23 protein-coding genes and 1 pseudogene are annotated in these 25,849 nt (G+C 65.1%); 16 read left to right on the plus strand and 8 right to left on the minus strand.

The genetic code is table 11. The features are described from left to right. Positions 1–73 precede the first annotated feature (73 nt). From JIX56_RS29355 to JIX56_RS29395, 9 genes are all read left to right on the plus strand, one after another. Positions 74–1,582: a hypothetical protein gene (locus JIX56_RS29355; protein ID WP_257544990.1), complete on the plus strand. Its 1,509-nt coding sequence runs from the start codon at positions 74–76 to the stop codon at positions 1,580–1,582. 200 nt (positions 1,583–1,782) lie between these two features. Next, positions 1,783–2,955, plus strand: a complete 1,173-nt coding sequence (locus JIX56_RS29360; protein WP_257544992.1) for a winged helix DNA-binding domain-containing protein — start codon at positions 1,783–1,785, stop codon at positions 2,953–2,955. Between the two features lie 121 nt (positions 2,956–3,076). Next, positions 3,077–3,724 (plus strand): hypothetical protein, encoded by a 648-nt coding sequence (locus JIX56_RS29365; RefSeq protein WP_257544994.1) that lies wholly within the window; start codon positions 3,077–3,079, stop codon positions 3,722–3,724. Positions 3,725–3,802: 78 nt separating this feature from the next. Then, positions 3,803–4,075 carry an NIPSNAP family protein gene (locus JIX56_RS29370; RefSeq protein ID WP_257544996.1) on the plus strand — a complete coding sequence of 91 codons (273 nt, stop codon included), beginning with the start codon at positions 3,803–3,805 and terminating at the stop codon, positions 4,073–4,075. Further along, entirely contained in the window at positions 4,051–5,286 is a 1,236-nt protein-coding gene (locus JIX56_RS29375; RefSeq protein ID WP_257544998.1) for a helix-turn-helix domain-containing protein, read from the plus strand. The genes JIX56_RS29370 and JIX56_RS29375 overlap by 25 nt, the downstream gene beginning before the upstream one ends. Before the next feature lie 29 nt (positions 5,287–5,315). Next, on the plus strand, positions 5,316–5,846 hold the full coding sequence (locus JIX56_RS29380) for a flavoprotein (RefSeq protein ID WP_257545000.1): 531 nt from the start codon (positions 5,316–5,318) through the stop codon (positions 5,844–5,846). 168 nt (positions 5,847–6,014) lie between these two features. Next, the gene (locus JIX56_RS29385; protein ID WP_257545002.1) at positions 6,015–7,523 is read left to right on the plus strand and encodes a hypothetical protein; all 1,509 of its coding nucleotides are present in this window, start codon (positions 6,015–6,017) and stop codon (positions 7,521–7,523) included. A gap of 10 nt (positions 7,524–7,533) precedes the next feature. Next, positions 7,534–8,208, plus strand: coding sequence for a class I SAM-dependent methyltransferase (locus JIX56_RS29390; RefSeq protein WP_257545003.1), 675 nt, complete (start codon positions 7,534–7,536; stop codon positions 8,206–8,208). A 20-nt stretch (positions 8,209–8,228) separates the two neighbouring features. Further along, positions 8,229–9,152 (plus strand): glycosyltransferase family 2 protein, encoded by a 924-nt coding sequence (locus JIX56_RS29395; protein ID WP_257545005.1) that lies wholly within the window; start codon positions 8,229–8,231, stop codon positions 9,150–9,152. A gap of 244 nt (positions 9,153–9,396) precedes the next feature. On the opposite strand, the gene JIX56_RS29400 is transcribed toward JIX56_RS29395, so the two are convergent. The 3 genes from JIX56_RS29400 to JIX56_RS29410 all read right to left on the minus strand — a co-directional run bounded on the left by JIX56_RS29400 (position 9,397) and on the right by JIX56_RS29410 (position 13,569). Next, positions 9,397–9,750, minus strand: a complete 354-nt coding sequence (locus tag JIX56_RS29400) for a hypothetical protein (protein WP_257545007.1) — start codon at positions 9,748–9,750, stop codon at positions 9,397–9,399. A gap of 237 nt (positions 9,751–9,987) precedes the next feature. Beyond that, positions 9,988–10,793, minus strand: a protein-coding gene (locus JIX56_RS29405; protein WP_257545009.1) for an IS5 family transposase whose coding sequence is annotated in 2 segments (ribosomal slippage) — positions 9,988–10,463 and positions 10,463–10,793 — 807 coding nt in all. Because the reading frame shifts where the segments join, the coding sequence is not laid out codon by codon here. 145 nt (positions 10,794–10,938) lie between these two features. Beyond that, positions 10,939–13,569: a valine--tRNA ligase gene (locus JIX56_RS29410; RefSeq protein WP_257545011.1), complete on the minus strand. Its 2,631-nt coding sequence runs from the start codon at positions 13,567–13,569 to the stop codon at positions 10,939–10,941. A gap of 371 nt (positions 13,570–13,940) precedes the next feature. Between JIX56_RS29410 and JIX56_RS47705 the strand changes: the two are divergent. Further along, a pseudogene (locus JIX56_RS47705) lies at positions 13,941–14,127 on the plus strand (hypothetical protein); the annotation flags it as partial. Positions 14,128–14,219: 92 nt separating this feature from the next. On the opposite strand, the gene JIX56_RS29415 reads toward JIX56_RS47705, so the two are convergent. After that, complete coding sequence (locus tag JIX56_RS29415) at positions 14,220–14,732, minus strand: NUDIX domain-containing protein (RefSeq protein WP_257545013.1); 513 nt, start codon at positions 14,730–14,732, stop codon at positions 14,220–14,222. Further along, positions 14,729–16,057 carry a helix-turn-helix domain-containing protein gene (locus tag JIX56_RS29420; RefSeq protein ID WP_257545015.1) on the minus strand — a complete coding sequence of 443 codons (1,329 nt, stop codon included), beginning with the start codon at positions 16,055–16,057 and terminating at the stop codon, positions 14,729–14,731. Before JIX56_RS29420 ends, JIX56_RS29415 begins: the two co-directional genes overlap by 4 nt. 152 nt (positions 16,058–16,209) lie before the next feature. On the opposite strand from JIX56_RS29420, the gene JIX56_RS29425 reads away from it, so the two are divergent. From JIX56_RS29425 to tgmC, 4 genes are read left to right on the plus strand one after another with little or no spacing between them, the layout of a single operon-like run. Further along, positions 16,210–16,467, plus strand: coding sequence for a hypothetical protein (locus JIX56_RS29425; protein WP_257545017.1), 258 nt, complete (start codon positions 16,210–16,212; stop codon positions 16,465–16,467). Then, entirely contained in the window at positions 16,464–16,730 is a 267-nt protein-coding gene (gene tgmA, locus JIX56_RS29430) for a putative ATP-grasp-modified RiPP (RefSeq protein WP_257545019.1), read from the plus strand. Before JIX56_RS29425 ends, tgmA begins: the two co-directional genes overlap by 4 nt. A gap of 5 nt (positions 16,731–16,735) precedes the next feature. Continuing rightward, positions 16,736–17,707, plus strand: a complete 972-nt coding sequence (gene tgmB / locus JIX56_RS29435; protein ID WP_257545021.1) for an ATP-grasp ribosomal peptide maturase — start codon at positions 16,736–16,738, stop codon at positions 17,705–17,707. After that, a complete protein-coding gene (gene tgmC / locus JIX56_RS29440; RefSeq protein WP_257545023.1) occupies positions 17,691–18,923 on the plus strand; it encodes an ATP-grasp peptide maturase system methyltransferase in 1,233 nt (410 codons plus the stop codon). The genes tgmB and tgmC overlap by 17 nt, the downstream gene beginning before the upstream one ends. A 52-nt stretch (positions 18,924–18,975) precedes the next feature. Here the strand turns inward: tgmC and JIX56_RS29445 are convergent, their stop codons facing one another. Both JIX56_RS29445 and JIX56_RS29450 read right to left on the minus strand, forming a co-directional pair. Beyond that, entirely contained in the window at positions 18,976–19,170 is a 195-nt protein-coding gene (locus JIX56_RS29445) for a DUF397 domain-containing protein (protein WP_257545024.1), read from the minus strand. After that, a complete protein-coding gene (locus tag JIX56_RS29450; RefSeq protein WP_257545026.1) occupies positions 19,170–20,015 on the minus strand; it encodes a helix-turn-helix domain-containing protein in 846 nt (281 codons plus the stop codon). The genes JIX56_RS29445 and JIX56_RS29450 overlap by 1 nt, the downstream gene beginning before the upstream one ends. Positions 20,016–20,217: 202 nt before the next feature. On the opposite strand from JIX56_RS29450, the gene JIX56_RS29455 reads away from it, so the two are divergent. Further along, positions 20,218–20,874 (plus strand): ATP-binding protein, encoded by a 657-nt coding sequence (locus tag JIX56_RS29455; RefSeq protein WP_257545028.1) that lies wholly within the window; start codon positions 20,218–20,220, stop codon positions 20,872–20,874. Positions 20,875–20,962: 88 nt separating this feature from the next. Here the strand turns inward: JIX56_RS29455 and JIX56_RS29460 are convergent, their stop codons facing one another. After that, entirely contained in the window at positions 20,963–24,043 is a 3,081-nt protein-coding gene (locus JIX56_RS29460) for a DUF3427 domain-containing protein (protein WP_257551192.1), read from the minus strand. A 214-nt stretch (positions 24,044–24,257) separates the two neighbouring features. On the opposite strand from JIX56_RS29460, the gene JIX56_RS29465 reads away from it, so the two are divergent. Beyond that, on the plus strand, positions 24,258–25,679 hold the full coding sequence (locus JIX56_RS29465) for an HNH endonuclease signature motif containing protein (protein ID WP_257545030.1): 1,422 nt from the start codon (positions 24,258–24,260) through the stop codon (positions 25,677–25,679). The last annotated feature ends 170 nt before the right edge of the window (positions 25,680–25,849 follow it).

The raw sequence follows: 25,849 nt of genomic DNA on the forward strand, positions 1-25,849 counted from the left end.
CCTCTGGCACCTCTCATCCCTTCTCCTCCCTCCTGAAGCGCACCCCCCAATCTCCGCTCCCGAGGACTCACACGTGTACAAGCTCAGAAGGCATGCCCTGGTGTCGGCACTGTCGGCGATCACCGTCGCGACCCTGCTGGCCACCGGCTGCTCCGCCACCTCCCCGTCCACCGCCGACAAGGCGGCCGCCACCACGGCCGAGACCCCCGAACCCGCGGCGGCCGAGGAACAACTCGCCGTCGTGTCCGCCCCGACCGGCGACGCCACCCCCACCGCCGTGGCCGACGCCGACCCGGCCGACCAGGGCAAGGCCAAGAAGTCCACGCTCAAGGTCGCGTCGTACGACAGGAAGAGCGGCCGGGCGGTCATCTCGGCACCGGCAGCTTCGGGCACCGGGTCCTCGGCGACCCCGTCGAAGACGGCCTCAGCGTCCCCGGACCCGGACTCCGACGCCACCCCGGATACAGGCTCCGAGCCATCCCAGGACACCGGCGCGAAGCCGAAAGCCGCCGTGGCCGTGGGCGACGTCATAGCCAGCGCCCCCGCCCCCGGCGCCCCCGACGGCGTCCTGGCCAAGGTGACGGAGATCGTCGAGACCGCGGAGGACGGCGACGGCGGTACGACGGTCGAGACGGAGCCGGCCAAGCTCAACTCGGTCCTAGGGGAGAGCGAGGCGGACGGCACGGTCCCCGTGGACCCGTCCACGATGGAGGTCGACCCGCTCGTCGAGGGCGTGAAGGTCTCCTGGGCGAAGACCGGCGACCTCACCTTCGGCCCCGAGGGCGCGAAGCTCCCGCTGGGCAGCCTGCGCATCGACGTGGGCGCCGCCGTGGAGACCGCCGAGGACGCCCCCGCCTCGGCCGCCGCGTCGGTCGAGGGCTTCGTCCAGCTCGCCCCCGAGGTCGCCTTCTCGTACGACGGTTCCGGATCCGGCACGGGCTCCTCGCCCGGCGGCGCGTTCCTGGGCCTGACCGGCGACTGGGCGTCCCAGTGGTCGCTGAAGGGCCGCGCGGCCGGCTCCACCGACGGCGACCCGATCCGTATCCCCTTCGCCGAACTGCACGCCGACCCCGTGATCCAGGTCGGCCCGGTCCCGATCGTCGTCAACCTGGACCTCGTCTGCTACTTCCAGGTGGACGCCGACGGCCGCGTGACGGTCGACGTCGAGCAGGACCTCAAGGGCGACTTCAAGGTCGGCGGCAACTTCACCTGGTCCAAGGGCTGGACCGGCGTCAGCGAGTCCCACATGACGGGTGAGCCCCTGAAGACGACGGTCACCGCCGCCGGTGACGTCAAGGCCGCGATGGGCGCCGAGGCGACGGTCGGCCTCTACGGCACGGTCGGCGTCACCGCCGACGTCGCCCCGTACCTGCGGGCGGAGGCCGACGCCACGGCCGAGGGATCGGCGAACGGCACAGGTTCGGCGAAGGGCTCCTGGGCCCTCTACGGCGGCCTCGACCTCACCGGCACCCTCAACCTCCAGCTCTCCATCTTCGGCACCCCGATCTTCCAGAAGAAGATCCCCCTCGGCGCACTGCACGAGGAGTGGCTGCTGACGAAGGGCGAGGCGGCGACGACGTAGCACGTCGCGCACCCCCGCCTCGCACAGGCCCTGCCCCACCTCCGCGTAGGGCAGGGCCTGTAGTCGTCTTCTCCTTCTCCTTCTCCTCCTCCTTCTCCTTCGTCTTCGTCTTCGCCCCGTTTTTGTCCAGCTGGCCGAACACGACGGACCACCCGCCCGCCCACCCGCCCGCCCGCCCACCCAGCCGCGAGAATGACGTCATGGGGACCAAGAAGCTCACCGCCCGCGCCCTCAACCGCGCCACACTCGCCCGCCAACTCCTCCTGGCGCGCGAGCCGTTGGACGTGGTCGAGACGGTACGACGCGTAGTGGCCCTGCAGGCCCAGCAGCCGGCCTCCCCGTACATCGCCCTGTGGAACCGCCTGGACCCCTTCGACCCGACGGCCCTCGACACGGCCCTCACCGACCACCGCCTGGTCAGATCAACCCTGATGCGGATCACCCTCCACACCGTCCACGCCGACGACTACACCCCCTTCCGCGAGGCGATGGAACCCACCCTCCGAGGCTCCCGCCTCGGCGACCCCCGCTTCAGCGCCTCGGGCCTGACTCCCGCAGACGCCGACGCAGTCCTCCCACCCCTCCTCACATACGCCGAAACCCACCCCCGCACAGCCGCCGAACTCAAAACCTGGCTGGAGAACCACCTGGGCACCCCCCTCGACACCAGCGCCCACCGCCTCCTCCGCCAGTACGCCCCCCTCTGGCACTCCCCGACCGGCGCCCCCTGGTCCTTCAACACCCGCCAGTCGTACGTCACGGCCACCCCACCCCCGTCCCTCACGAACCCGGAAGCCGCCGCCGAGGGCCTGAAAACCCTGATCCGCCGCTACCTGGAGGGCTTCGGCCCGGCCACGGTGGCGGACATGGCCCAGTTCGCCCTGGTCCACCGCCCCCGCGTCAGAGCGGCGATCCAGGCACTCACGGACGAGGACGAACTGGAAGTACTCCAGCCCCTGGACGGCAAGGAACCGCTGTACGACCTCCCGGAAGCCCCCCGCCCCCCAGCGGACACCCCCGCCCCACCCCGCCTGATGGCCATGTGGGACAGCCCCCTCCTCGCCTACGCCGACCGCGGCCGCCTCCTCCCACCCGAGTACCGCAAACACGTGACCCGAGTGAACGGCGACGTACTCCCGACCCTCCTGGTCGACGGCTACGTGGCAGGCATCTGGCGCCCACTCGACGAAGCGATCGAGGCCACGGCCTTCCATCCCCTCCCCGAGAAAACCTGGAACGCCCTGGCCACAGAGGCGACGGCTCTCGCGACCTTCCTGGCCCCCCGCGACCCGACTCCCTACCGCCGCTACGACCACTGGTGGACCAAGCCCTTCCCGGCCACGGCCGAGACCCGCCTGCTCCCCGGCAGTTGACCGCGCGGCACTCATCGGCCGACCACCCACATCGGCAGCCCTTTCCACCCCCACCACATAACGTAAAGGGCATGCGCAACCACCCCACATGGCCGCCCTCGCCCCACCGGATGACACCCCAGTGACCCACCGCGACGAGGAAACCGTGCAGGAGCAGGCGTCCGCCGTAGCCCTGCTCCTCCACCACCTCCATATCCCCCTGGGCCCGAAGCAGTACCTACGAGGCATCCTCCCCGCCCCCAAGGGCCGCCCCGCCCTCCGCCTGGCGACGGGCCGCCGCAAGGCCACACCCCCCGACCTCCACCTCTACGAAATCCCCCTGGCCGACGAGGAAGACGAGCCCACAACTCCCCACCACATGCTCGCCCTCCTCCAAGCAGCCCACCGAGGCACGGCCCTCTACTCCTCAAGCCGCATCGCCAAAACGATGGGCATGCTCCTGATCCACCTGAACCCGTCGCAAGACCCCACCGCGCCCGAGTCCCCCCACAGCCGCCAGACCACGTTCCTGATGACCCTCACCTGCCCACACGACGAAGAGCCCTCCCGCCTCCCCCTCATCGGCTTCCTCCCCACGACCCCCGACACCCTCCGCCTGTACGTCGCCCCACCCGAATCCCCGGGCACCCTGGCGGCAGACGTACGCCTGTCGGGCCCCCTGACAGCCATCGAGGCGTCCCTCCCGACCCTGCTCACGGAGAAAGAACGCTGGCGAAAGGACAAGACGGACCCGCACTGCTGGCGGCGGGTGGATCTGACGGGCTGGTAGAGGGTTGAAGCGGCAGGCGGGAAGACAGCACCGGCCTGGCACTGTCCTTGGCCCTGGCCACGTCGCAGGAGGACCCGCATGCCAAAGACCACTCAGCTGCGCACCTACACCGTCCGGGAGGGCAGGCTCGATGAGTGGGTGGAGCGCTGGCGTGCGGAAATCATGCCGCTGCGGCTGAAGTTGGGCTTCACTGTCGACGGCGCCTGGGTCGACCGTGAGCGCAACCAGTTCGTGTGGCTCATCCGTCGGAGGATGCGGTCAGCTGATCATCACTCGCGCGGGCGCAGCTATCGTGGACGAGGCCCCTACGTCGAGGGAGGCCGTGCATGCGTGGGCTCGGAGATCATCTGACCATCGGTGAGCGGATCGCTTTCCACCGGAGGCGACGTGGCTACACACAGCAGGTGTTGGCCGGCCTGGTGGGGCGCAGCACCGACTGGTTGGCGAAAGCGGAGTCGGGTCGGCGAAAGCCTCCCCGTATCGACATGCTCGCCGAACTGGCCCGTGTGCTCCGAGTGCCGCTTGGCGACTTGCTAGGGAAACCGGTCCTGATGGAGGACGAGAGACAACAGGACGACGTACCGGCTGTCCGGGACGCCCTGATGAGCCCGCGCCGCCTGTCGCGGTTGCTCTTCGGGCCTGAGGCGGAGAGCCAGCTCCCGAGTCCCGGTCCAGTGGCTCCGCGTGTTGAAGCGGCATGGGACGACTATCAGGCGGGTCGGCTCGGCAAGGTGATCGCTGCGCTTCCTGGACTCCTTCAGATCGCCCACGGGCTGGAGGATCGTGCTGTGCGTTCCGCCGCAGAGCGCATGGATTCCTGGGCCGTCTCAGCACGTATCCACCACCTTGCAGCCACGACGCTTGCCAAGGTGGGAGAGTCCGACATGTCGTGGCTGGCTGCGGAGAGAGCCATGAGGGCCGCCGATGAGTCGGAAAATGCCCTGGTGTTGGCCTCCGCTGCGCGATCGGGCACTCATGCCCTACTGGCCAATGGCCGGTATGACGATGCACTGGAATTGGCGGTCACCGCGTCGAGATGGCTTTCTGCCCGGATCGAGCAGAGCGATCCGGCGGCAGTGAGCTTGCTGGGCATGATTCACCTTCGGGCGGCCATCGCTGCGGCCAGGCATCAGGACCGCTCGACAGCCATGAGCCTGTTGGGGTGTGCCGAGGAGCTGGCCGAACGACTTGGCTCGGATGAGAACCATTGGCACACATGCTTTGGCCCCACGAACGTGATGCTGCACCGGCTGTCGGCCGAGCTGGATCTCGATAATGTTTCGTACGTCGTAGAACACGGCGAGGTCGATGTGGATCACATGGCAGCCGAGCGAGGGGTCTCGCACCGTATCGACTTCGCCCGAGCACTGTCTTTGGCCGGGCGAACGGACGACGCGTTCGCTGAATTGCGCACAGCCGAGTCCGTGTCCCCGCAACTTGTGCGGAACAATCCTCGTGTCCGTGACACGTTGCGGGACCTGATCAAACAGTCTCCGGTCACGGGCGGTGCTCGGTCGTCCGAGTTGTTCGTGATGGCTCAACGTTGTAGGGCGGTGCAGTGAGCACAAGCAGGGGCTGGACTCTGGGAGTTGTGGCTTCCAGCGCTGGCGGTGTCGAGTGCTTGCGGACTGGCCTCGTCGAGCCTGCCCTCTCTCGCGGGTGGCGGGTGGCTGTGACACTCACGCCGACCGCCGCCCACTGGCTTCGTATGAGCGGTGAGGTCGACCGCTTGGAGGAGCTGACCGGCCTGGCCGTCCGGTACGAAGCACGCTTGCCCGGTGATGCGAGTCCGCATCCGAAGGTGGACTGCTATGTGGTCGCCCCCGCCAGCGCCAATACCGTGGCCAAGCTCGCGACCGGTATCGCCGACAACCAAGCACTGACACAGGTGGGGGAAGCCATCGGCACGCTCGGCCTGCCCGTTGTGGTGTTCCCCCGGGTCAATGCGGCCCACGCCCGCCACCCCGCATGGAAGCGTCACATCGCGGCACTGCGAGACGCCGATGTCCATCTCGTCTACGGGCCTGACGTCTGGCCACTGTACGAGCCGCGGGAAGCGCCTGCCGGGCGCCTGTTGCCGTGGTCTGCTGTGCTCGACGCAGCCGACCGAGCGATGGAATGACGCCCCGTCAACCCAGCTGAGCAGCAGGGACACAAGGACCCGGACAGACTGTCCGGGTCCTTTCTTTGTCGCCCACCCAAGATTGCTGTCATGCCGATGACGTGTGAGCAGCATGGCCTTGTGCCGAACTGGCCGGCCTGCAGCTAACTTCCGACGTTTCGGCAAGTCGTGGGCGCCATTCCCTGTATCGCTCGCGCATTGAAGAGACACGTGCTTGTGGTGAAGCGCGCTCAAAAGACGCCCAACCATCAATGCCTGCTGGGTAACCTCGGAAAGGTTGGTCCCGTGATAGCTGCACATCATCTCATTGTGGTTGGTTTCGATTCGATAGTGGCCAATAAATACCTTTCTTGTATCCGAAACGCTGTCCGGTCGGGCCATATCGACTCCTACTCCATCATTGACCTGGAGTCCCAGAGGTTGGCAATCGAGCAGCGTCTCCAGGCCGTTGACCTGAAGCCGCGAGGAATCGTCTACCTTCCGGACTCCGAGGCTCGAGTGCAGGGAACCCCGCAGGAATTAATCGCGGGGGCAGTGCAACGCCTCAGTGCACCAGGCGTACCGGCGAAGGTATACATCGCCACGGAAGTACGGGCGCACGAGGCGTACCTCCGGTTCTGTGTGGAGAACCACATCGACTCGCTTGTCGAGAAACCTGTATTGGCCCCGATGGTTGACGGTAGTTTCAGGCCGTCGTACATCACCAAGATCATGGAGGAACTCATCGGACTCTCCGGTGACTCTCCGGCGAAGCACTCGGTCATGACCTTGAGTCGATACCACCAGATCTACAATCAGAAGGTGATCGCTTCGCTCAGGGAGAAGATGGAGAGATGGGAGGCTCCCCTGACTTCATTCCATATCCGGGCGGCCGGCGGAGTATGGAATCTCCAGCGCGAGTTCGAGAGCCGCGACGATCACCCGTACAAGTACGGCTACGGCATGATGATGCACGGCGCGTACCATTACGTCGATCTGGCGACGCAGATTCTTTCGCTCAACGCTGCCCTGTTCTCGGACCGTCAGTTCAAACTGGAGCTCAGCGGTTTCGGTGCTTTCCCCGTCGATCAGCATCAGCGGATGTCTCGGCCGATAGCGAGCAGGTTCCAGGACGGAAATCCGGCATGGGCTGATGACGTCGACGGCGCCCTTCGCTTCGGTGAGACCGACGTAACCTCCGCATTCCGCCTCGTCGACATCGCATCGGGCAGGACTGTCTCGCTCGGGACACTTTCCTTCGAGCAGACCACCCCGTCCATCCGGAACTGGGGCGAGCTTTCGTCGGAGCTGTACAACGTGAACGGTCGCACGTCGAGCGTCGACATGGAGGCACAGCTCTCGACGCTGTACTCCACCCATGTCCACTGCTACGACATCCCTCGCGGCGTCAGCGCAGACGGGATCGATGCCTTCGCCCGCTTGACCACGCGCGCCAACGCTGCCCTTCTTCCAGACGAACAGTACGTGTCGCAGGAAACGTTCGACGGACTGTTCCACAGCGACAGCAACCGTCGGCTGATGGAGCACTGGCTGAACGGCACGGAGGAGCGGAGTTCGCTGGCCAGTCACCTCCTTCCCATGAAGGTGACCGAGGCTCTCGCCGCGTCCGTGCTTGCTCCTGGCCGTTTGTTCGAGGTCCCTTTCCAGGAGTGTTCCGTCCCCGTCTCACCGCACTGAGGAGGAGTTCGTGACGAACCTTGTCTCGAAGGCATCCGTGCATGCCTTCTACGTGGACGCAATCCGGCACGGAAGGAACACGGCGGAAAACCTTCTCGCCCCTACTTCGGAGCGGTTCAACTCGTTTCTGAAGTCGATCGGAAAGGGAACTCCGCAAACAGCCTTGGATCTCGGATACGGCGCAGGGAACTACAGCATTGCCATGGCGCGGGCAGGTTACCGAGTGGTTGCCGTGGATCAGCTCCCGAGCCGTCTGTTCTTGCAGCGCCTGGATGCTCAAGGGGATTGGGATCATCGGATCGACGTCAAAGAGTGCCTTGTCGAGGAGTACTCGATTGATCACGAATTCGGGATCGTCGTGGCCAGGGATGTACTGCACTACCTCTCAAAATCTGACGTCGAGTCCGTGTTGGAGAACGCAGTCGTCAACGCGCACGCAAGGAGTCATCATTACCTTGAGGTCTTCACGTCGATCACCCGAAGATCGCGTGACGGCCGAATCCGGCAGGTGGAGGGCGAGGCGGGCTACTCGCCTGAGTCCTTTGGCCATCTCATCGAGCGCGTCTACGACGGGTGGGAGGTCACGCTGTTATGGGACGAGCATGCTGAAAAGGACAGTCGAACCGGGGAGAACTGCTTCGAAGCGATCCGCGCCACTGTTATCGCGGCAAACGCGTCAGTCTGATCCGGAACAGAGAGGTAATCGTGAAGTCGACCACGTTCGAGGGGATCAGTTTCGTCATCCCCTGCTACAACTCGGGTGATTACCTTATCGAGGCCGTGAATTCACTCATCGGGCAACCGCACGTGTTCCCTTACGAGATCGTGATCGTGGACGACGGTTCCGACGACGAGGCCACGCTCAGTTCCATCTCGGCATGCGGCGAGCGATCGGAGGTACGCGTGATCCGCCTCAGCCGCAGTGGGCATCACGCAGCCAGAAACGCTGGTGTCGAAGCCGCGCGCTTCGAGTACGTCATGCAGCTCGACGCTGACGACCGCCTCGCCACAGCTCCGGAACTCCTCACAGGCGGCAGTTATCCGGACCGCGCGGTCGAGATCCTCCGGGCGCAAAGCGATGTGGCCTTCGTCCACACGATGTCCCGCATGATCGGTGAGTTCGACGGCCTCACGATCTCGTCCTATCCGTGCCGTGAGGAGCTGGTGCTCCGCAAGCATCACGTGCCCACGTCGATCGTCTACCGCCGCGCCGATGCGGTCCGTGGCGGGATGTACGACCCGCGGGTACTGAAGTGGGGGGACTGGGCGTTCGCCGTGAACCTCCTCGCGGGGCGTTTCCGCAAGGGAGCGCACAACGCCATCGTGTGCATCGCCGGTCCGCTGCACGAGTACAGGGTGCACTCGCGCGGACGGCGCGTGTCCAATGCCGCGGTTGCGGAGTTCGACATGACTCTCCTCGTGGTGGAGAAGAACCTCGACCTGTTCCAGTACCACTTCCAGCGTGATGACTGCGCAGAGGACATCGCCCGCCATGTCCTCGCGTCGAAGCCTTCTCGGCTCGACGACCTGATTCGTATGGCCACACACGATGTCGAGCAGGCCTTGATGGTCGCGCGTCAGAGGGAGTTCTCCCTGTCGAGTCCGTTCGAGTGCCTGGGAATCCCTTAGAACTCGTAACAGGATCTTGCTGACGTGTCCTGGTCGGGCGTGACTGTTGTGACGATCTGACCGTTCGGGTTGGTGTGACGACTCGGCCGTGGATCGTGGACGACGACTTGTGGGCGCTGATCGAACCGCTGCTGCCGCCCTGGCCCGAGCGGGTACGGATTACGTGGGTGAGCGACGAAGCCGCGTAACCAACGGCGGAAGGGGCTGACCTTGAATAGTCAGCCCCTTCCACACTTAGAAGCGCTTACCCGGCAGCCCAAACGGCGGCGCTGACCGTGCCAGACTTGTGCCACCCGGTGGAGTAGGTTTCACTGCTAGGCGTTCCTAGCGTCGGCGATTTCCAGGATCCAATCTTGATCTCGGCGTAGGCTGCCTTCCTGTCGTTCTTGTTGGTGTCGTAGAGGGTTCCTCGAACCAGGGTTTCACCGTCGCCGTTGAAGCACCTGCTGTACGTGATCTTTGCGCCAGTGACTTCCTTCGTCTGGGCTTTCAAGCAGCTGCCTGCCGCAGTGGCCGACGTGGCGGTCAGCGCGGTCAGACCGCTCACAGCCAGGACGACGCTCCCCGTCACAGCAGCAAGGCGCCTTACAGCCGTCATATGTAACTCCCCGTTTCAGTACGAGCGTCCATGCTCGCTTCGTGACACGTGCACCCCAGCATGGAGGGCCCCCGCTGCCCTGCGTACCTATAACGTTCCAGGGTCTGAGCCGTCGCGCTCACGCTGCCATGCACCAGGCCACAGCGGAGGGCGCGGGAATCTCCTGTCTGACCTGGGGTGATGCAAGAGTGTTGGTTTGTACTTGATCTCTGTACACCATAAGAGCTCGTAACGCGATCATGATCCGGCCTTCTTGAGCCGTCGCCAGCAGATGAGGCTGCAGCCCAACGAGACGAAGGTGTCGTGGAGTTCGAGGCGTCGCTCCCAGCGCGCGGCCAGGCGTTTGAACTGGTGGAGCAGGGCGAAGGTCTGCTCCACGACGTAGCGGAGCTTGCCCAGACCTTTAATGTTCGGGGCGCCCTTGCGGGAGATCACCGGCAGGATCCGGCGGCGCCGCAGTTCACGGCGCACGGCCTTCGAGTCGTACGCCTTGTCACCGAGGACGGACTCGGGGCGCCGCCGAGGTCGGCCGGGCCGTCCGGCGACGGGCGGGATGCCGTCGACGAGGTTGAGGGTCTGGGTGATGTCGTTGACGTTGGCGGCGGTCGTGATGACGTGCAGCGGGGTGCCCTTGCCGTCGCAGATCAAGTGGTGTTTGCTGCCTGTCTTCCGGCGGTCGACCGGCGACGGGCCGGTCGCGGCTCCCCCTTTTTCGCGCGGATGTGGGAGCCGTCCACGCACGCGCGGGTCCAGTCGAGTTCGCCGGCCGCGTTCAGTTCGGCGAGCAGGGTGCGGTGCAGTTGCTCGAAGACGCCGGCCTGCTGCCAGCGGTCCAGGCGTCGCCAGCATGTCTGTCCGGAGCCGAACCCCAGCTCCAGGGGCAGGAGTTGCCAGGCGATGTCCTGGTGCAGGACGTACAGGATGCCCTGCAGGCACAGCCGGTCGTCCACCGGCTTCGGCCCCGGTGACCGCTCGGGCCAGGGCGGCAGCAGCGGTTCGATCCGTGCCCACAAGTCGTCGTCCACGATCCACGGCCGAGTCATCACACGACGCGAACGGTCGAATCATCACATCGGTCACGCCCGACCAGGCCACTTCAACAAGATCCTGTTACGAGCTCTTAGCCACCACGTACTCAGACAAGAAGCCCCGGACATCACGTCCGGGGCTTCTGTGCCGGCCTGGCTGCTAGGCAGACGGCAGATTGTCGATCTGGGTCCGGAGCCGGACCATATCCTCTTCCGCCTTGGCCAGGCGGGTGCGGATCTTGTCGACCACATTGTCCGGCGCCTTGGCCAGGAACGCCTCGTTGCCGAGTTTGGCCTCGGCCTGTGCCTTCTCCTTCTCGGCCGCAGCGAGATCCTTGCCGAGACGCTTCCGTTCGGCCGCGACGTCGATCGTGCCGGACAGGTCGAGTGCGACCGTGGCGCCGGCGACGGGCAGAGTCGCAGTCGCGTTGAAGCCGTCGCCTTCTGGCTGGAGACGCAGCAGCTGGCGGATGGCAGCCTCGTGAGCCGCGAGCTGTGTGCCCGACAGATCCAGACGGGCGGGGACCTTCTGCCCCGGCTGCAGGCCCTGGTCGGAGCGGAAGCGGCGGACCTCCGTGATCACCTTCTGGAGGTTCTCGATCTCTGCCTCGGCAGCCGGGTCGCGGAATCCGCTGTCCGTCGGCCAGTCTGCGATCACGACGGATTCGCCGCCGGTCAGCGTCGTCCAGAGGCTCTCGGTGACGAACGGGACGATCGGGTGAAGGAGGCGCAACGTGACGTCGAGGACTTCGCCCAGCACACGGCCGGAGACCCTGGCCTGCTCGCCGGCCTCGAAGAAGGTGGTCTTGGACAGCTCGACGTACCAGTCGAAGACCTCGTCCCACGCGAAGTGGTAGAGGGCGTCGGCGAGCTTCGCGAACTGGTAGTCGTCGTAGTAGGCGTCCGCTTCGGCGACAGTCGCGTTGAGCCGGGACAGGACCCAGCGGTCCGTGGCCGAAAGCTTTTCGACCGGCGGGAGGTCGCCTTCGATCGTGGCGCCGTTCATCATCGCGAAGCGTGTGGCGTTCCAGATCTTGTTGGCGAAGTTCCTGGACGCCTGGACCCAGTCCTCGCCGATCGGCACGTCCGTACCGGGGTTGGCGCCCTTGGCCAGGGTGAAGCGGACGGCGTCCGAGCCGTACTTGTCCATCCAGTCCAGCGGGTTCACGGTGTTGCCGAAGGACTTCGACATCTTCTTGCCGAACTCGTCGCGCACCATGCCGTGGAACGCGATGGTGCGGAACGGCACTTCGCCGTCCATCGCGTACAGACCGAACATCATCATGCGGGCGACCCAGAAGAACATGAGGTCGTATCCGGTGACGAGGACGGAGTTCGGGTAGAACTTCTCCAGGTCCGGGGTCTGTTCGGGCCAACCGAGAGTGGAGAACGGCCACAGGCCGGATGAGAACCAGGTGTCGAGAACGTCCGTGTCCTGGGTCCAGCCTTCGCCGGTCGGCGGCTGCTCGTCGGGGCCGACACAGACCGTCTCGCCGTTCGGCCCGTGCCAGACCGGGATGCGGTGTCCCCACCACAACTGGCGTGAAATGCACCAGTCGTTGAGGTTGTCGACCCAGTCGAAGTACCGCTGGGACATGTCGGCGGGGTGGATGTTCACGCGTCCGTCGCGGACCGCGTCACCGGCCGCCCTGGCGAGCGTTTCGACCTTGACCCACCACTGCATGGACAGCCGCGGTTCCAGAGTCGTCTTGCAGCGCGAGCAGTGCCCGACCGAGTGAACATACGGGCGCTTCTCAGCGACGATGCGGCCCTCGGCGCGCAGCGCGGCGACGATCGCGGAGCGAGCCTCGAAACGGTCGAGGCCCTGGAAGGGACCGTGCACCGTGATGACACCGCGCTCGTCCATGACGGTCAACGACTCCAGGTCGTGCCGCTGGCCGATGGCGAAGTCGTTCGGGTCGTGGGCCGGAGTCACCTTGACGGCGCCGGTGCCGAACTCGGGATCGACGTGTGCGTCCGCGACCACCGGGATGGTCCGGTCGGTCAGCGGCAGCTTGATCCGCTTGCCGATGAGTGATGCGTACCGCTCATCGTCGGGGTGGACCGCCACAGCGGTGTCACCGAGCATCGTCTCGGCGCGGGTCGTCGCGACCACGAGCGTCTCGTCGCCCTCGCCGTACTTGATGGAGACGAGCTCGCCGTCGTCGTCCTGATAGTCGACCTCAATGTCCGAGATCGCCGTCAGACAGCGCGGGCACCAGTTGATGATGCGCTCGGCCCGGTAGATCAGACCGTCGTCGAACATCTTCTTGAAGACGGTCTGGACGGCCCTGGAGAGACCCTCGTCCATGGTGAAGCGGTCCCGGCTCCAGGCGACACCGTTGCCGAGACGACGCATCTGACCGGCGATCTGACCGCCGGACTCTGCCTTCCACTGCCAGACACGGTCGACGAAGGCCTCCCGCCCGAGATCGTGGCGGGACTTCCCCTCCTTGGCGAGCTCACGCTCGACCACGTTCTGAGTGGCGATTCCGGCGTGGTCCATGCCCGGCTGCCACAGCGTCTCGTAGCCCTGCATACGCTTGCGACGGGTCAGAGCGTCGATCAACGTGTGCTCGAACGCGTGGCCCAGATGCAGGGAGCCGGTGACGTTCGGCGGCGGGATGACGATGGTGTACGCGGGCTTGTCGCTCTTCGCGTCGGCCTCGAAGTAACCCCGATCTACCCAGCGCTCGTACAGCATCCCCTCTACCTCGGCCGGCGCGTACTGAGTCGGCAGTTCGGGGGAGCTGTTCGGCCCGTTGCTGGGGCGCTGAGAGTTATCGGTCACGACGGCCATTCTAGGGGCCGGGCGCCTCCGCCATTGCCTGACTTTCCCCGGGGGAGCGGGCCTGGGCCAGGGCATGAAAGTGGCCGCACGGAGACGATTCGAGTGTGACCAAGAACGCTCCCGTGCGGCCGTGGGCAGTTTACCCCTTTGATGCGCGTGCGCCTGCGCACCGCAGGCGACGGGCGGGTAGCGGCGTGCTCACCCGCCAGTCGGCGCGCCTTCGATACGGACGCCCTCGCGGGACGACGGCGCGCGACGGCTGGTTCGAGGGGGGCTGGGCGGCGGCGCCTATGCGCCCGATGTTCTCAGGCCGAGATCGTGGCTGGCTGCGCGACCGAGAATCCTACGTGGTGCCCGACATGGATGAGTAGCCCGCGCCGACCGCCACCGTCAATGGCTCGGGCCTACCCATCGGCCGCACCCTGGCCGCCGTCCTTGAACAGCACCAGCAGCCGACGGCTCAATCCTCCCGCCCGAACCCCTCGCCAATACCTCGGCTTCCGCCGGACCAAGGGAGACGTAAGGCCCTCGGAGGCGTGGGAGATATTCGGTGTCTGAGGCCTTGCAGCGGTTGAGAACTCGCCAACACCGATGCGACCGGGGCCGCACGGTGGCTCCAAAAGATCGCCGCAGACGCCGATGCGGAGAGGTCACAGGAATGGGTTCCCGTCGCGAAGGTACAGAACTTGTCCTGCTGCGTGGGCCCTCCAGGCCGCGTCAAGACGGCGGGCCATACGCTCCCGAACCATCGACATGGCTTCCCCGGGGGCGACGAATAGCACATCGGAGATTTCCTCATCGCGAGGGCGGAGCGACGCAGCCTGGGTGTTGTCGATCTGGCCGCCGTCGAAGATGAGCGCGATCTGGTCGTCCCATGGCCCGTGCGGGGGAACCCAGTCGACCACCAGCAACCCAGACAGAGCGATCCCTAGGCCGAGCTCTTCGCGTAGTTCCCGCGACGCGGCCTCGTCCGGAGGCTCGTTGGCCTCGGCCATCCCGCCCGGGAGGTCCCAGCCGGGCTTGTAGGTGGGGTTGACCAGCAGGATCCGACCGGCTTGGTCGCATATCAGGACATCGGCGGCGACGCGCTTGCGGGCCTGCGTGGCGTTGCCCTCGGCCAGCCACTCCCTGTAGGCGTCCGGGTCAGCGGGAACGGGCCTCATACGGGGCTGCCTCCCTGGGAGGTGAGGATATCTGCGAGCAGAAGCATTCTGGCCCTGCGCTCGGCCTCGAGCCTCATGAGGAACGTCCTCACGGGCGGATGCGACCGGTTGGGCTCGAACTCGTCCCGGAGGGAGTCGAGCTGCCGCACAACCCTGATCGAACCCAAAGTGGGCGCGGTGGTGGTCAGCAACTCCTCGCCGACAACGAGGGCCGCGTCCAAATCTCCGCATTGGATGTGGAGGCCGGCGAGGGTGATCCTGGACAGGGCCAGCGAGCGGGCGCGTCCGGATTCGCGCAGGTCGACAGCCTGCTGGGCGTATTCGACGGCCTGACGTAGGCGTCCCATGTCCCGTAAGGTCTCCGCGGTCTCGCTGGCGAGCGCGGCCGCATCGAACGGGCTGACCCACGGATGAGCGATCCCGGAAGGCGCTTCGTGGAGGGTGGCACGAGCGCGATCGAGGGCTTTTTCGGCCGGAGCATGCTGTTCTGCGACGGCGAGTGCACGAGCTTGCATCACATGGAGCCGTGCCATGAGGCTGGGCACACCAGGACTCTTGTTTCCCGCATCAAGCCCGATCCGCGCCCAGTGCACCGCTCTCGCGGGGTCGCCGATTTGTAGCGCCAAGTGGGAGCTGGAGGCGGCGATGTTCGCAGCCAGAGCAGTGTCGCCGGAGACGTGGGCGAGAGGCAGCGCACGGGCGAAGTGGGCCTGCGCCACTTGGTCACGACCCGAGTCGTGGGCCATCCAACCGGCCATCTCCGTCAGGGCCGCCGCTGCGGCGAACGCCTGACCACCATTGAGGTCGACGAGTCGGGCCGCGACCTTCTCGCGGAGATGGGTCACCACAGCGGAGTAGAGGCGGCCCCCGCCGGTCGCCTTGTCTGCGTTTCGGAAGGCGTCCACGGCCGCCAGGTCCGGGTCTTCCGCGGAGCTGCTCCCGACCGCTGCCAGGGAAACGGAAGCAGAAGATGCAGTCGGAGACGAGTCGGCCCGTGGTTCCCAGTGGCGTCGGGCCAGCCCAAGCAGATGTCCGGGAATGTAAAAGGCATCGGCGATCTGCTCGAACAACGCCAGCCGCTCGACGCGAGTCTTGCCGTTCATGTAGTCGTACAGGCGGCCCTGTGCGATCCCGACCGCCGCGGCGATCCGGCGAGTGCTGACTCCACGGTGGTTAAGCATCCGGAACAGCGATCCCATGTCCCGCCGGGCACACGCGGACAGGAACCTCTCGTCGGCGAGCAGTCCGGCAACGATCTCACGTGGCTCCTGCAGCAACTGTGGCTCCCATGACTGTATTTCGAGGCTACCCGTCCATGACTCCATCTTGGAGTCACCCGGTGGAGTCCCGTAGCTCCAACTGCACGCCGTTGACTGGGCCACGCGCCTTCCCGGGACGTGGGATCACACCGCCACATCCTCACGGCATTCCGTGCCGTGCTCACCGGGATTCCTCCAACGACGAGAGAGACGTCCCCATGACGAAGTCAAGCCGATTGCACGAGCGGGAGGCGGCGGTCGAGCGACTGTCACCGGTGGCCTCCTTGTGCTGGATGGAGAAGGAGAAGGACGGCTTGGTGCTGCACTGCACGGAGCCGGCCGGGCATGAAGGCAACCACTGGCATGCCTACTCGAAGACCGCCTGGCCGTCGCCGTCCACGCAGACCGCCGCCTTGCCCCCGCCGCACTGCCGTTGTTCGCCTCCGGACCCGACCACCTCCAAGGAGACCTCGTGACAGCGCACAGCACTCAGGACCAGCTCACCCCCGTTCGTCCGTGGGGTATCGGCCGCCTAGCTCCCTATCCGACGACAGTGAAGCTGCCCTTCAACAGCATCACTATCGATCCCGCGACGCAGACCGGCGTCTTCCGTGACCACCTTGGCCACCCGATGGAGATGGGTAAACACGGCACCAGCTCCGGCACCGAGACCTCCACCTCCACGAACCTCGACTCCCAGCCCGACGAGGGTCACGACCAGGACAGCGAGCAGGACTGACTGCCGTGACCGAGGAAAGGCCCGTACTGGTGGCCACCGAGACGAATGACGTCACCGCCGACATGGTGATCAGCCATCTGAACCAGTGGGGCGTGCCAGTGATTCGTTTCAATCCTGCGGATATCGGCTGGGACTTGACGATCACAGCACGCTTCGGCGGCCGTCCGACCACGATGGCCGGCCGGCTCCGTACGCGATCGAGATCCGTCGACCTGGAGCAGCTGGGGGCGGTGTACTGGCGCCGCCCCGTCTGGCCCATGTTCGAACACCTTGCGGAGGCGGACGCCCGGCTAGCCGCTGCTCAGGTGCGCTACGGGATCGGCGGCACGCTCTACGCGTTGCCGGGCTGCCTGTGGGTGAACCACCCACTCAGGAACGCTGCCGCCGACTACAAGCCCACCCAACTCGCACTCGCCCATCGGCTGGGCCTCACAGTGCCGCCAACGCTTGTGACCAACGACTCCGACGAGGCACGCCAGTTCATTCGCGAACACCGCGAGGTCATCCACAAGACGCTGCGCTGGACCCCCTACCAGCGCGACGGCATCAGCCTCACGTCGTGGGCGTCACCGGTCCGCGCCGAGGAACTGGACGACACCGTGCGCGTCACCCCTCACCTCTTCCAGGCCCGCGTGGACAAGGTCGCGGACGTACGCGTCCTGATCGTCGGACGGCGGGTGTTCGCCGTACGAATCGACTCCGACCTCCTGGACTGGCGCAAGGACTACACCGCGCTCAAGTACAGCGTGGTAGACCTGCCGAACCGCCTGGAAAAGACCCTGCTCACCTACCTGGACCACTTCGGCCTCGCGTCCGGCTCCTTCGACCTTGCCGTAGACCGCGACGGCGAGCACCACTGGCTGGAGCTGAACCCCAACGGCCAGTGGGGTTGGCTGGAGGAGAAGACGGGCCTGGAGATGGCTGCCGCGTTCGCCGACCTACTCGTACGAGGAGAACCCCATGTCCTTGCCCGATAGCGCCCCACAGCGGCAGGCTCTCGCCGACCGCTTGAAGGCGGCCGGAGTCCTCAAGGACCCAAAGTGGAGGGCAGCGGTCGAGGCCGTCCCGCGCGAACTGTTCCTCACCCCAGGGGTCTTCCTGCCGGCCGAGGGCGGACGGTGGAACCCGGTGACTGCACTTGGTGCGGAGCCGAAGGAATGGTTGGAGATCGCCTACAGCGACAACTCCCTAGCCACCCAACTCGACGGCCACCTGACTTCCGATCAGACTGCCGACCCCGTCACCGGAGTGCCCACCTCATCCTCCACCACGCCCATGACCGTGGTCGGGATGATCGAGGACCTGGAAGTGGGCGACGACCATACGGTGCTGGAGGTCGGTACCGGCACCGGCTACTCAACCGCCTTGCTTTGCCACCGACTCGGCGAGGACAACGTCACCACGATCGAGGTGGACCCTCAGGTGGCCGCTCGCGCGGATGCCGCACTGGAGGAGACAGGGTTCTCCACTTGGGCCGTGACCGGCGACGGGCTCCTCGGCCACCCTCGCCGAGCCCCGTACGACCGTGTGATCGCCACGTGCGCCGTACGCCGCATCCCCTACGCCTGGGTCCGCCAGACCAAGCCTGGCGGCATCATCCTCGCCACGGTCGGCTCCTGGACCTACGGCACGGGCTTGGCCAAAGTCATCGTGAACGAGGACGGTACGGCCGAAGGGCGAATTATCGGTCGCTCCTCCTTCATGCACGCCCGCGCACAGGCACCTACGCCGCTGGCCGGGGACCTGTCTGCCCGTACGGCGTACCCGGACACCGAACGCCAGGCCAAGTTGCCACCAACTCTGTTGCAGGAGTGGATGCCGGCATTTCTGGCGCAACTGGCTGCACCGGGAGCCCAGTTCGTACGGGCTACGGGGAGCGATGGAGCTCAACTGCTGTATCTCTTCGACGCTGAGCGGGAGTCTTTTGCAGCCTTCACCGAGGATGCGTCAGGCTGGACGGTGCGCCAGGGCGGGCCTGTGGCGCTTTGGGACGACGTCGAGCAGGGCCTGGTGGCCTGGGCGGACGCCGATCAACCCGACATCAGCACCGTACGACTCCACATCACCGACGCTGCTCACACTTACTGGATCGGCGGCCAGAAGATCAGTACGAAGAGGCGCTCGCACTGGATCGGGGAGAAGCACATGCTGCGGTGGGAGCACAGGTTGACCAAGCCAAGGAGTGATCTCTGAGGCGCTTTCTACGTAATGATGTAGTGACATTTGGTGGCCGGGTTCTGATGTCTCAGAGCCCGGCCCTCTCAATGGCGGCAATGAAGTCAGCCCAGGCCTTGCCGCTAAAGGTCAACCAGGGAAGGGACAAGTCCTTGCTGTCCCGCACGGCGGCACCGCCCTGCACGAAGGCGGCCTCCACACACTCTGTCCCACTTCCTCCGCTGTAGGAGGACTTGAACCAGTGGTGCTCGGACCGTATCGGCATCACGACTCCTTGCTAATGCGGTGGATCAATTGGGCTGAGGAATCAAGGTCGAGGGCCTGGGCCTTGAGGTACTGGAACGCCAACCTATACCGCTCTAGTTCCTTCGGCTTCTCCATGAAGAGGCCGCCGCCGATGAGGTCTACGTAGACGACATCGAGGTCGGGGGTCTGGCCGGCCAGAAGGAGAAAGCTGCCAACAGCGGGTGCATGGGCGCCTGTTGAGAAGGGCAGCACCTGGACCGTGATGTGGGGGAGCTCTGCCATGGTCAGCACGTGGCGGAGTTGATCGCTCATGACCTTGGTTCCGCCGACGGTTCGTCGGACAGCGGCCTCGTCGATCACGCACCAGATGTGAGGTGGGTCTTCCCGCTGTAGGAGCTCCTGTCGCTTCATGCGGATGTCGACCATGTGCTGCACCTCCCGCTCGGGGCACTGCTTTTCGGAGGCGCGATGGACGGCTTCGGCGTAGTCGCGGGTCTGGAGCAGGCCTGGGATGAACATGCAGGCGTAGTGGTCCTCCCGTACTACCTCGTCCTCCAGAGTGAGCATGAGGTTCATGGAGTCGGGGATGGGGTCGGCAAGTGATCGCCACCAGCCTTGGACTTTGGCTGCTTTAGCCAGTTCGACCAGAGCGAGACGCTCCTCATCGGAAGTGTCGTACTCGCGGCAAAGGGCATCCACGGTAGGCCACTTGACCGAGCCTTCCTTGGTCTCGTAGCGGCTCAGCGTTGCCTTGGAAACGCCGACTCGGGCGCCTGCTTCCTCAAGAGTGAGCCCCTTGAGCTCGCGAAGGCGACGCAGATCGGCGCCCAACTGGCGCCTGCGGGTGGTGGGGCCAACTGCCATGCTCCGGGCCTTTCAACTCGAACCGTCAGATCCTGGGGCTTCCTTGCCTGCGTTCGCAACGCGGTGCGCGCCGGGGGCGTGCGATGAGAGGCGTGCTCCCACCGCTCATAAATGAGAGTTCCATTTTGAGAGTTCCAATGCAACTCTCTGTGTGCGGGAGAGCGCAGATCGCAACCAGTGCTGCAAGTAGAGGAGTTGAACGATGGACTGCATCGCAGGCGTGCCAAGGAACCCCTGGAACCTGCCTTTCGTAGCCGAGGTGGAGGAGGTGGCAGCCCTCCGGCGGATCATGCGGCTTCACTTGGGCCTTTGGGGACTCCACGAAGTCATCGACGCTGCCCAACTCTGCGTCAGCGAGCTCGTGTCCAACGTCATCAACCACGTGGGCGCCGGAACACCCACCACGCTCGCTGTCTCCATGAATGGAACTCGTCTACGGATCGAGGTCCACGACCCCGACGCCCGAGCCCTGCCCACTCTCCTCAACGCCACAGACGCCGCACCCGAGGCTGAGTCCGGCAGAGGCATGGCTCTGGTCAATGCCGTTGCCGCGCGATGGGGTGTCCAACCTCATGCCGACTGGAAGGTGACGTGGTGCGAGCTGGCCACGGGGCTGAGCTCCAGCGACGGGCACACGGGAGGCGTGCCCGTCGCCAGAGCCGAGGCGATTCTCGGGCTGTACGGGACGGCAAGGCTGCCGCAGACAGCGAGGCCCAGTGCTCTCACCAGGGCTGTTGCCGAGGAGTCGGTGAGTGCTCTGATCGCGGACCTACTGCACTGGGTGAGAGCCCACGGATGCGACGCCGACGACGCACTCGATCGGGCCCAGAGCCGCTTCGAGGCAGAGACGTCGAGGTAAGGGCGCTCCGCCTTCGTAAGCGAGCCTGCTGAGTAGAACCCGTCGTCCTGGTAGGGGCATAGGTGATCACCGGCGCAGTCGTCCGCCGCTATCCGCCGGTGATCGCCGAATACGTCCACACGTCGGCCGGAAGCTCATGCTCCAAACGCCACGTGATGGCCATCGGCTTGCTGCCGGTATGCCCCTCGTACGTCGCAGGGCCGAGGAGCATCCAGGGATGAGCTTTGCCGATGTCGGTGTCCTTGTACCGGCGCATGAACAGCAGAACCTGGCTGCCTTGCTGTGCATGCCGCTGATACCGCAGGCCCGTGGGGGAGTTCTCGGCCGTGGCGTTCTGGGATTCCCAATGGAAGAGAGTGGGACTCAAGGCGAAGTCCTTGTAGCGGACTGTGGGAGAGAAGTCCTTTTCGTTCTTTTCGAGGGTGATGAGCAGTGCATCGGTTTTGATGTCCTCGACCCACTGCACCCCCTGCGCGAAAGACCGGGGCATCTGGCCGCCGAAGCGAGCCACGCCGAGCGCAGCCAGTATCTCGGAACGGTTGTAGGCGCTGTGGACCTTCAGGGGAATGTCGCGGTGCGGGTCTGACAGAGGGATCGGGAAGTGGTCGTACTGCTCCATGACATGCGACAGCACCTGGCTGAGTTCATCGCGGAACGCCCACTGGGAGCGTAGGGATTCGAGGCCCTCCTGGAAGCTGGTGAAGCCTCCAGCGTTGTCCCACAGGTTGAAGAAGAGCATGCGGGCGTATGCCTGATCGGTCGGCGGCAGGCTCTCGTACGGGGGGGCGTCATCGGCAAGGAGTCGGAGGTAGGCCTGGGCCCGGTCGGGGTCATCGACGTGGAGGAAAGCGTGGACTCGCTTGAGGAGTCCTGCTTCCCCTGCTGGACCTGACTCTTCGAGTGCGTCGGTCTTGCGGAGGACCATGGTCCAGGAATTGCCGCTCTTGTAGAGCTCTTTGATCTCACGGCGACTCTCTCGGAGATAGTCCGCGAGACGCGGAGTGCGATAGTCCTTGACCTCCTTCATCAACGTCTTGACGGTGGCGCCCAGTTGGGTGCGGATGTTATCGAGGACGATGTCCTTGGACTTTCCTTCCAGGATGATCTGGCAGCCCGAGGGAAGCTGCGGGAAGTCGTGCTCAATGTGGTCGACCAGCCGGTTGCGGGACAGGTTCGTCAGAGCGCGGAACTGCTCTTCGAAGCGGAACTCCGCTCGGTGCTGACCGATGAAGTCGAGGACGGTGAGGACGGGCTTCGTCTCCGTACGGCGAAGGCCTCGCCCCAACTGCTGGAGGAAAACCGTGGCGCTGCTGGTGGGGCGCAGGAGCAGCAAAGTGTCGACGTCAGGGATGTCGAGGCCTTCGTTAAACAGGTCGACGGAGAAGATCACTTGAAGCTTGCCGTCCCGGAGGTCGGCCAGTGCTTGCGCCCGATCTGCGGCGGTTGAGTCGCTGTCGAGTGCTACGGCCTGGAAGCCGGCCTGCCGGAAGAAGTCCGCCATGAAGTGTGCATGGACCTTGGTCACACAGAATCCGAGGGCGCGCATGGCTCCCGGATGGGAGACCTTGTCGCGGATCTGCTTGACGACGATCCGGGCGCGGGCGTGGTTGCCGGTGTAGAGGTTTTCGAGGTCGCGATCGGCGTACGCGCCCTTCTGCCAGCCGAGGTTGGTCAGGTCGGTCCCATCAGGGATTCCGAAGTAGTGGAAGGGGCACAGGAGATCGTTCTCCAACGCCTCCCATAGCCGCATCTCGGCTGCGATACGACCCTCAAAGAACTCGTCCTGCACATTGCGCCCGTCCATCCGTTCAGGCGTTGCGGTGAGGCCCAGGAGTTCCTTCGGCTTGAAGTGCTCAATGACTCGGCGGTACGTGCTCGCCGTAGCGTGATGGAACTCGTCGATCACGATGACGTCGAAGTGATCGGGAGCGAGCTGCTCAAGCCGCTGGACATTGAGTGATTGGACGCTGGCGAAGACGTGGTTCCACTCGCGTGGGTCCTGTCCGCTGTAGAGAAGCTCGCCGAAGGAGGCGTCGTCGAGAACCTCACGGTACGTACGCAAGGACTGTTTCAGGATCTCCTTGCGGTGGGCTACGAACAGCAGCCGCGGATTCCCATTGCCCAGCGTCTTGCGTAGGCTTCGGTAGTCCAGCGCCGCCATGACCGTCTTGCCGGTCCCGGTCGCTGCAACAAGGAGGTTGTGGTTCCGTCCACGCATTTCCCGCTCAATGCGGAGGCGTTCGAGCATGTCCTGCTGATGTGGGAAGGGGCGCACCTCAAGCCCTGAGAGGCTGATCTTGAGGTCGGTCGTGGGGCCGGTTCCGCTGGCTTGTGCCAGTGCCCGATCGAGACGCTCACCGTCGGCGTCAGGGTCGTACATTTCGAAGGCGCTGTCGTTCCAGTACGCGTCGAAGGTGGCCTCGAATTTGTTGAGCACTGCCGGGGTGGCCACCGATGACAGACGTACGTTCCACTCCAGCCCGTCGAGCAGCGCCGCTTTGGAGAGGTTGGAGCTACCGACGTACGCCGTATCGAAGCCGCTGTTGCGCCGGAACAACCATGCTTTCGCATGCAGCCGCGTCGAGCGGATCTCGTAGTTGATCTTCACCTCGGCGCCGAAGTCACGGACGAGACGGTCGAGTGCGTGTCGGTCGGTGGCGCCGATGTAGGTGGTCGTGATGACGCGGATCGGGATGTCGCGTTCCTTGGCCGCGCGGAGCGAATCTTCGAGTACGCGCAGGCCGTACCACTTCACGAATGCGCAGAGCAGATCGATCTGGTCTGCCGTGGCCAACTCGGCGCGCAGTTCGCTGCCGAGGCTGGGGTCCTCGGGGGAGTTGGTGATGAGCGCCGTCTCGGAGAGCGGGGTGAGGGGGCGGATTGCGTAGACGCCGGGAGCCTCTTGCTCAGCCAGCGCCAGGAGCTGGCGAGGTCCGTCCGCGATGAGCTCGACAGCATCACTGGTGTCTAGCTCAGATGGATCGGATGCGAGCGACTCGATGATCTGGTTGGCCAAGGCGACACGCTTGCCATGTGGCAACTGGCTGAGCTTGCGCCCTATGGCTTGGCCGATGTGCCGTGCGAGCACATGCGGGGACGATTCTTCACTGACATCGGCGTCGATCGCCTTCCAACCAGCGGAGTCCAACTGCTCCATCTGCGCTTGCATGCGCTGAGTGATGAGCTCCTCGTACACGCCCGCGATGGGCTGCGACAGGTCCCCCGACTCCAACACGCTGGCTCCCTTGATCGCTCGGATAGCTGTAACCAGTTGTAACAGGAGCCACTGATAGGCGGAGGCGAGTTGCAGCTGATGAAGGGCACTGTCAGTGCCATCTGGTCAGATAGTCCTACTAGTAGGGCTGAGGGACTGGAGTGGCGAAGTGGCCGACGAGCGGGACTTGATCAAGCGAATAGGGAAGCTGCGACCGGCCCACCGGCCCACGGGACAACATCTTCACCGACCCCTGCTGCTTCTGTGGGCCATCGCGCAAGCCGTACATGGTCGTCCACGTGAGCAGCCCTGGTCGGTGGTCAAGGAGGCTGTGGGGCCGCTACTCAAGGCGTTCGCTGGCGCAGACGGCGGCGGCCAGGACGTGCTGTATCCCTTCTGGGTGCTGCAGAAGGACGAGCTGTGGGAGGTAGCGGGGTCCGCTGATCTTGCCATGACGAGTCAAGGACGACGCCCGAAGTTGTCTGCCTTGGAGGAAGCGAACCCTCTCGCTGGGCTGTCGATGCAGGACTACGACCGTCTGTCCGAGGACCTGGAACTGGCGGCTTGGGTAGTCAGTACGTTGCTCATACGGTTCTTCACTCCCATGCCGCCTTTGTTGTTGGAAGCGTTGGGGCTGAAGGAGCTGGTCGCAGGGCAGGCTGCCACCGGTTTGCGTCCCATTCCTGGAGAACCGTATGCGGATCGCTTCAAAATCGCCGCTGTGTATGGCGGCAATCGTGTAAAGGGAATTACTCCGCTCTCTGACGGCATCCTCAGCGCTTACTCGGACGACAAGGGGCCGTACGCAGACCAGCGCCTCCCGGAGATGGACTGGATCGCGTACACCGGCGATGGGCTATCCGGCGATCAGACCCTGAGGGCGGGCAACCGCAATATGGCGGAGTACCAGGAGCAGGAGAGGGCTCTGCGCTATTGGCACAAGCCCTACAAAGGTCACTGGACCTTCGAGACTTGGGCCGTCATCGTTCAGCGCCGGAAACGCTGGGGTCGCGGAGAGGACGGCCAGCAGCGCCGAGAGTTCGTCTGGGTCCTTGCACCTGTGCCCTCGCCGATACGTGAGACCTGGCCCTTGGAGGTCATTGAAGCCCTCGAGGAAGATGACAAGCGGCTGCATGACGACACTGTCGACGTCATCCCCATCGAAGTGGACTCTACGGCGGAGCCGAAGCCGATCAGTGCCCGCGAGAAGTACAAGCGACTGGCGGCGGCCGCTCGTCGGACAGCGGCTGGACGAACCCGGCGGTCCAAGCTTGCTCAAGCGGAGCGATACCTGCGCTCACCCGCTGCTCGCGAAGCAGTGATACTCCGTAGTGAAGGCCACTGCGAAAATCCCTCCTGCTTGGGGCATCCCCTTGAGCGCACCGATGCTGGCGCACCCATCCTTGACGTTGACCACGTCAAAGATCTGGCTGGTGGGGGCCCGGACACCCCTGACACGATGATTGCTCTTTGCCCCAACTGCCATGCCCTCAAGACACGGGGCAAGGACCGAAGCGAACTGCAAAAGAAGTTGCTGGCCGTGGCTCGCGCTCGCCACAGAGCCTTCATGCAAGAAAGTCGGGAAGTCTGAGTAGGGCGTTCCATCACGAAGCGTTAGCCCCTTACCCGTCCTGCCCGCTGCATGGTTGCGGTAGGGGCCGCTCGCTTCTTGGCAGTGTCGTGCTTCCGCGGCCCGCGTCAAGGGCGCTTCGCGTCGCCTTCGGCGATCGGCCTGCGGCCGACCCTTGACCCGGGCCGCTC

Origin of the sequence: Streptomyces sp. CA-210063 (genome assembly GCF_024612015.1) — a bacterium.
Taxonomy (GTDB): domain Bacteria; phylum Actinomycetota; class Actinomycetes; order Streptomycetales; family Streptomycetaceae; genus Streptomyces.

Coding starts and splice junctions, on each gene's coding strand:
- JIX56_RS29415 (WP_257545013.1), bottom strand. CDS start 14,732: ATGAGGCCCGTTCCCGCTGACCCGGACGCCTACAGGGAGTGGCTGGCC.
- tgmC (WP_257545023.1), top strand. CDS start 17,691: ATGTCCTTGCCCGATAGCGCCCCACAGCGGCAGGCTCTCGCCGACCGC.
- JIX56_RS29425 (WP_257545017.1), top strand. CDS start 16,210: ATGACGAAGTCAAGCCGATTGCACGAGCGGGAGGCGGCGGTCGAGCGA.
- JIX56_RS29375 (WP_257544998.1), top strand. CDS start 4,051: ATGCGTGGGCTCGGAGATCATCTGACCATCGGTGAGCGGATCGCTTTC.
- JIX56_RS29370 (WP_257544996.1), top strand. CDS start 3,803: ATGCCAAAGACCACTCAGCTGCGCACCTACACCGTCCGGGAGGGCAGG.
- JIX56_RS29450 (WP_257545026.1), bottom strand. CDS start 20,015: ATGGCAGTTGGCCCCACCACCCGCAGGCGCCAGTTGGGCGCCGATCTG.
- JIX56_RS29400 (WP_257545007.1), bottom strand. CDS start 9,750: ATGACGGCTGTAAGGCGCCTTGCTGCTGTGACGGGGAGCGTCGTCCTG.
- JIX56_RS29460 (WP_257551192.1), bottom strand. CDS start 24,043: ATGCAAGCGCAGATGGAGCAGTTGGACTCCGCTGGTTGGAAGGCGATC.
- JIX56_RS29445 (WP_257545024.1), bottom strand. CDS start 19,170: ATGCCGATACGGTCCGAGCACCACTGGTTCAAGTCCTCCTACAGCGGA.
- JIX56_RS29455 (WP_257545028.1), top strand. CDS start 20,218: ATGGACTGCATCGCAGGCGTGCCAAGGAACCCCTGGAACCTGCCTTTC.
- JIX56_RS29420 (WP_257545015.1), bottom strand. CDS start 16,057: ATGGAGTCATGGACGGGTAGCCTCGAAATACAGTCATGGGAGCCACAG.
- JIX56_RS29360 (WP_257544992.1), top strand. CDS start 1,783: ATGGGGACCAAGAAGCTCACCGCCCGCGCCCTCAACCGCGCCACACTC.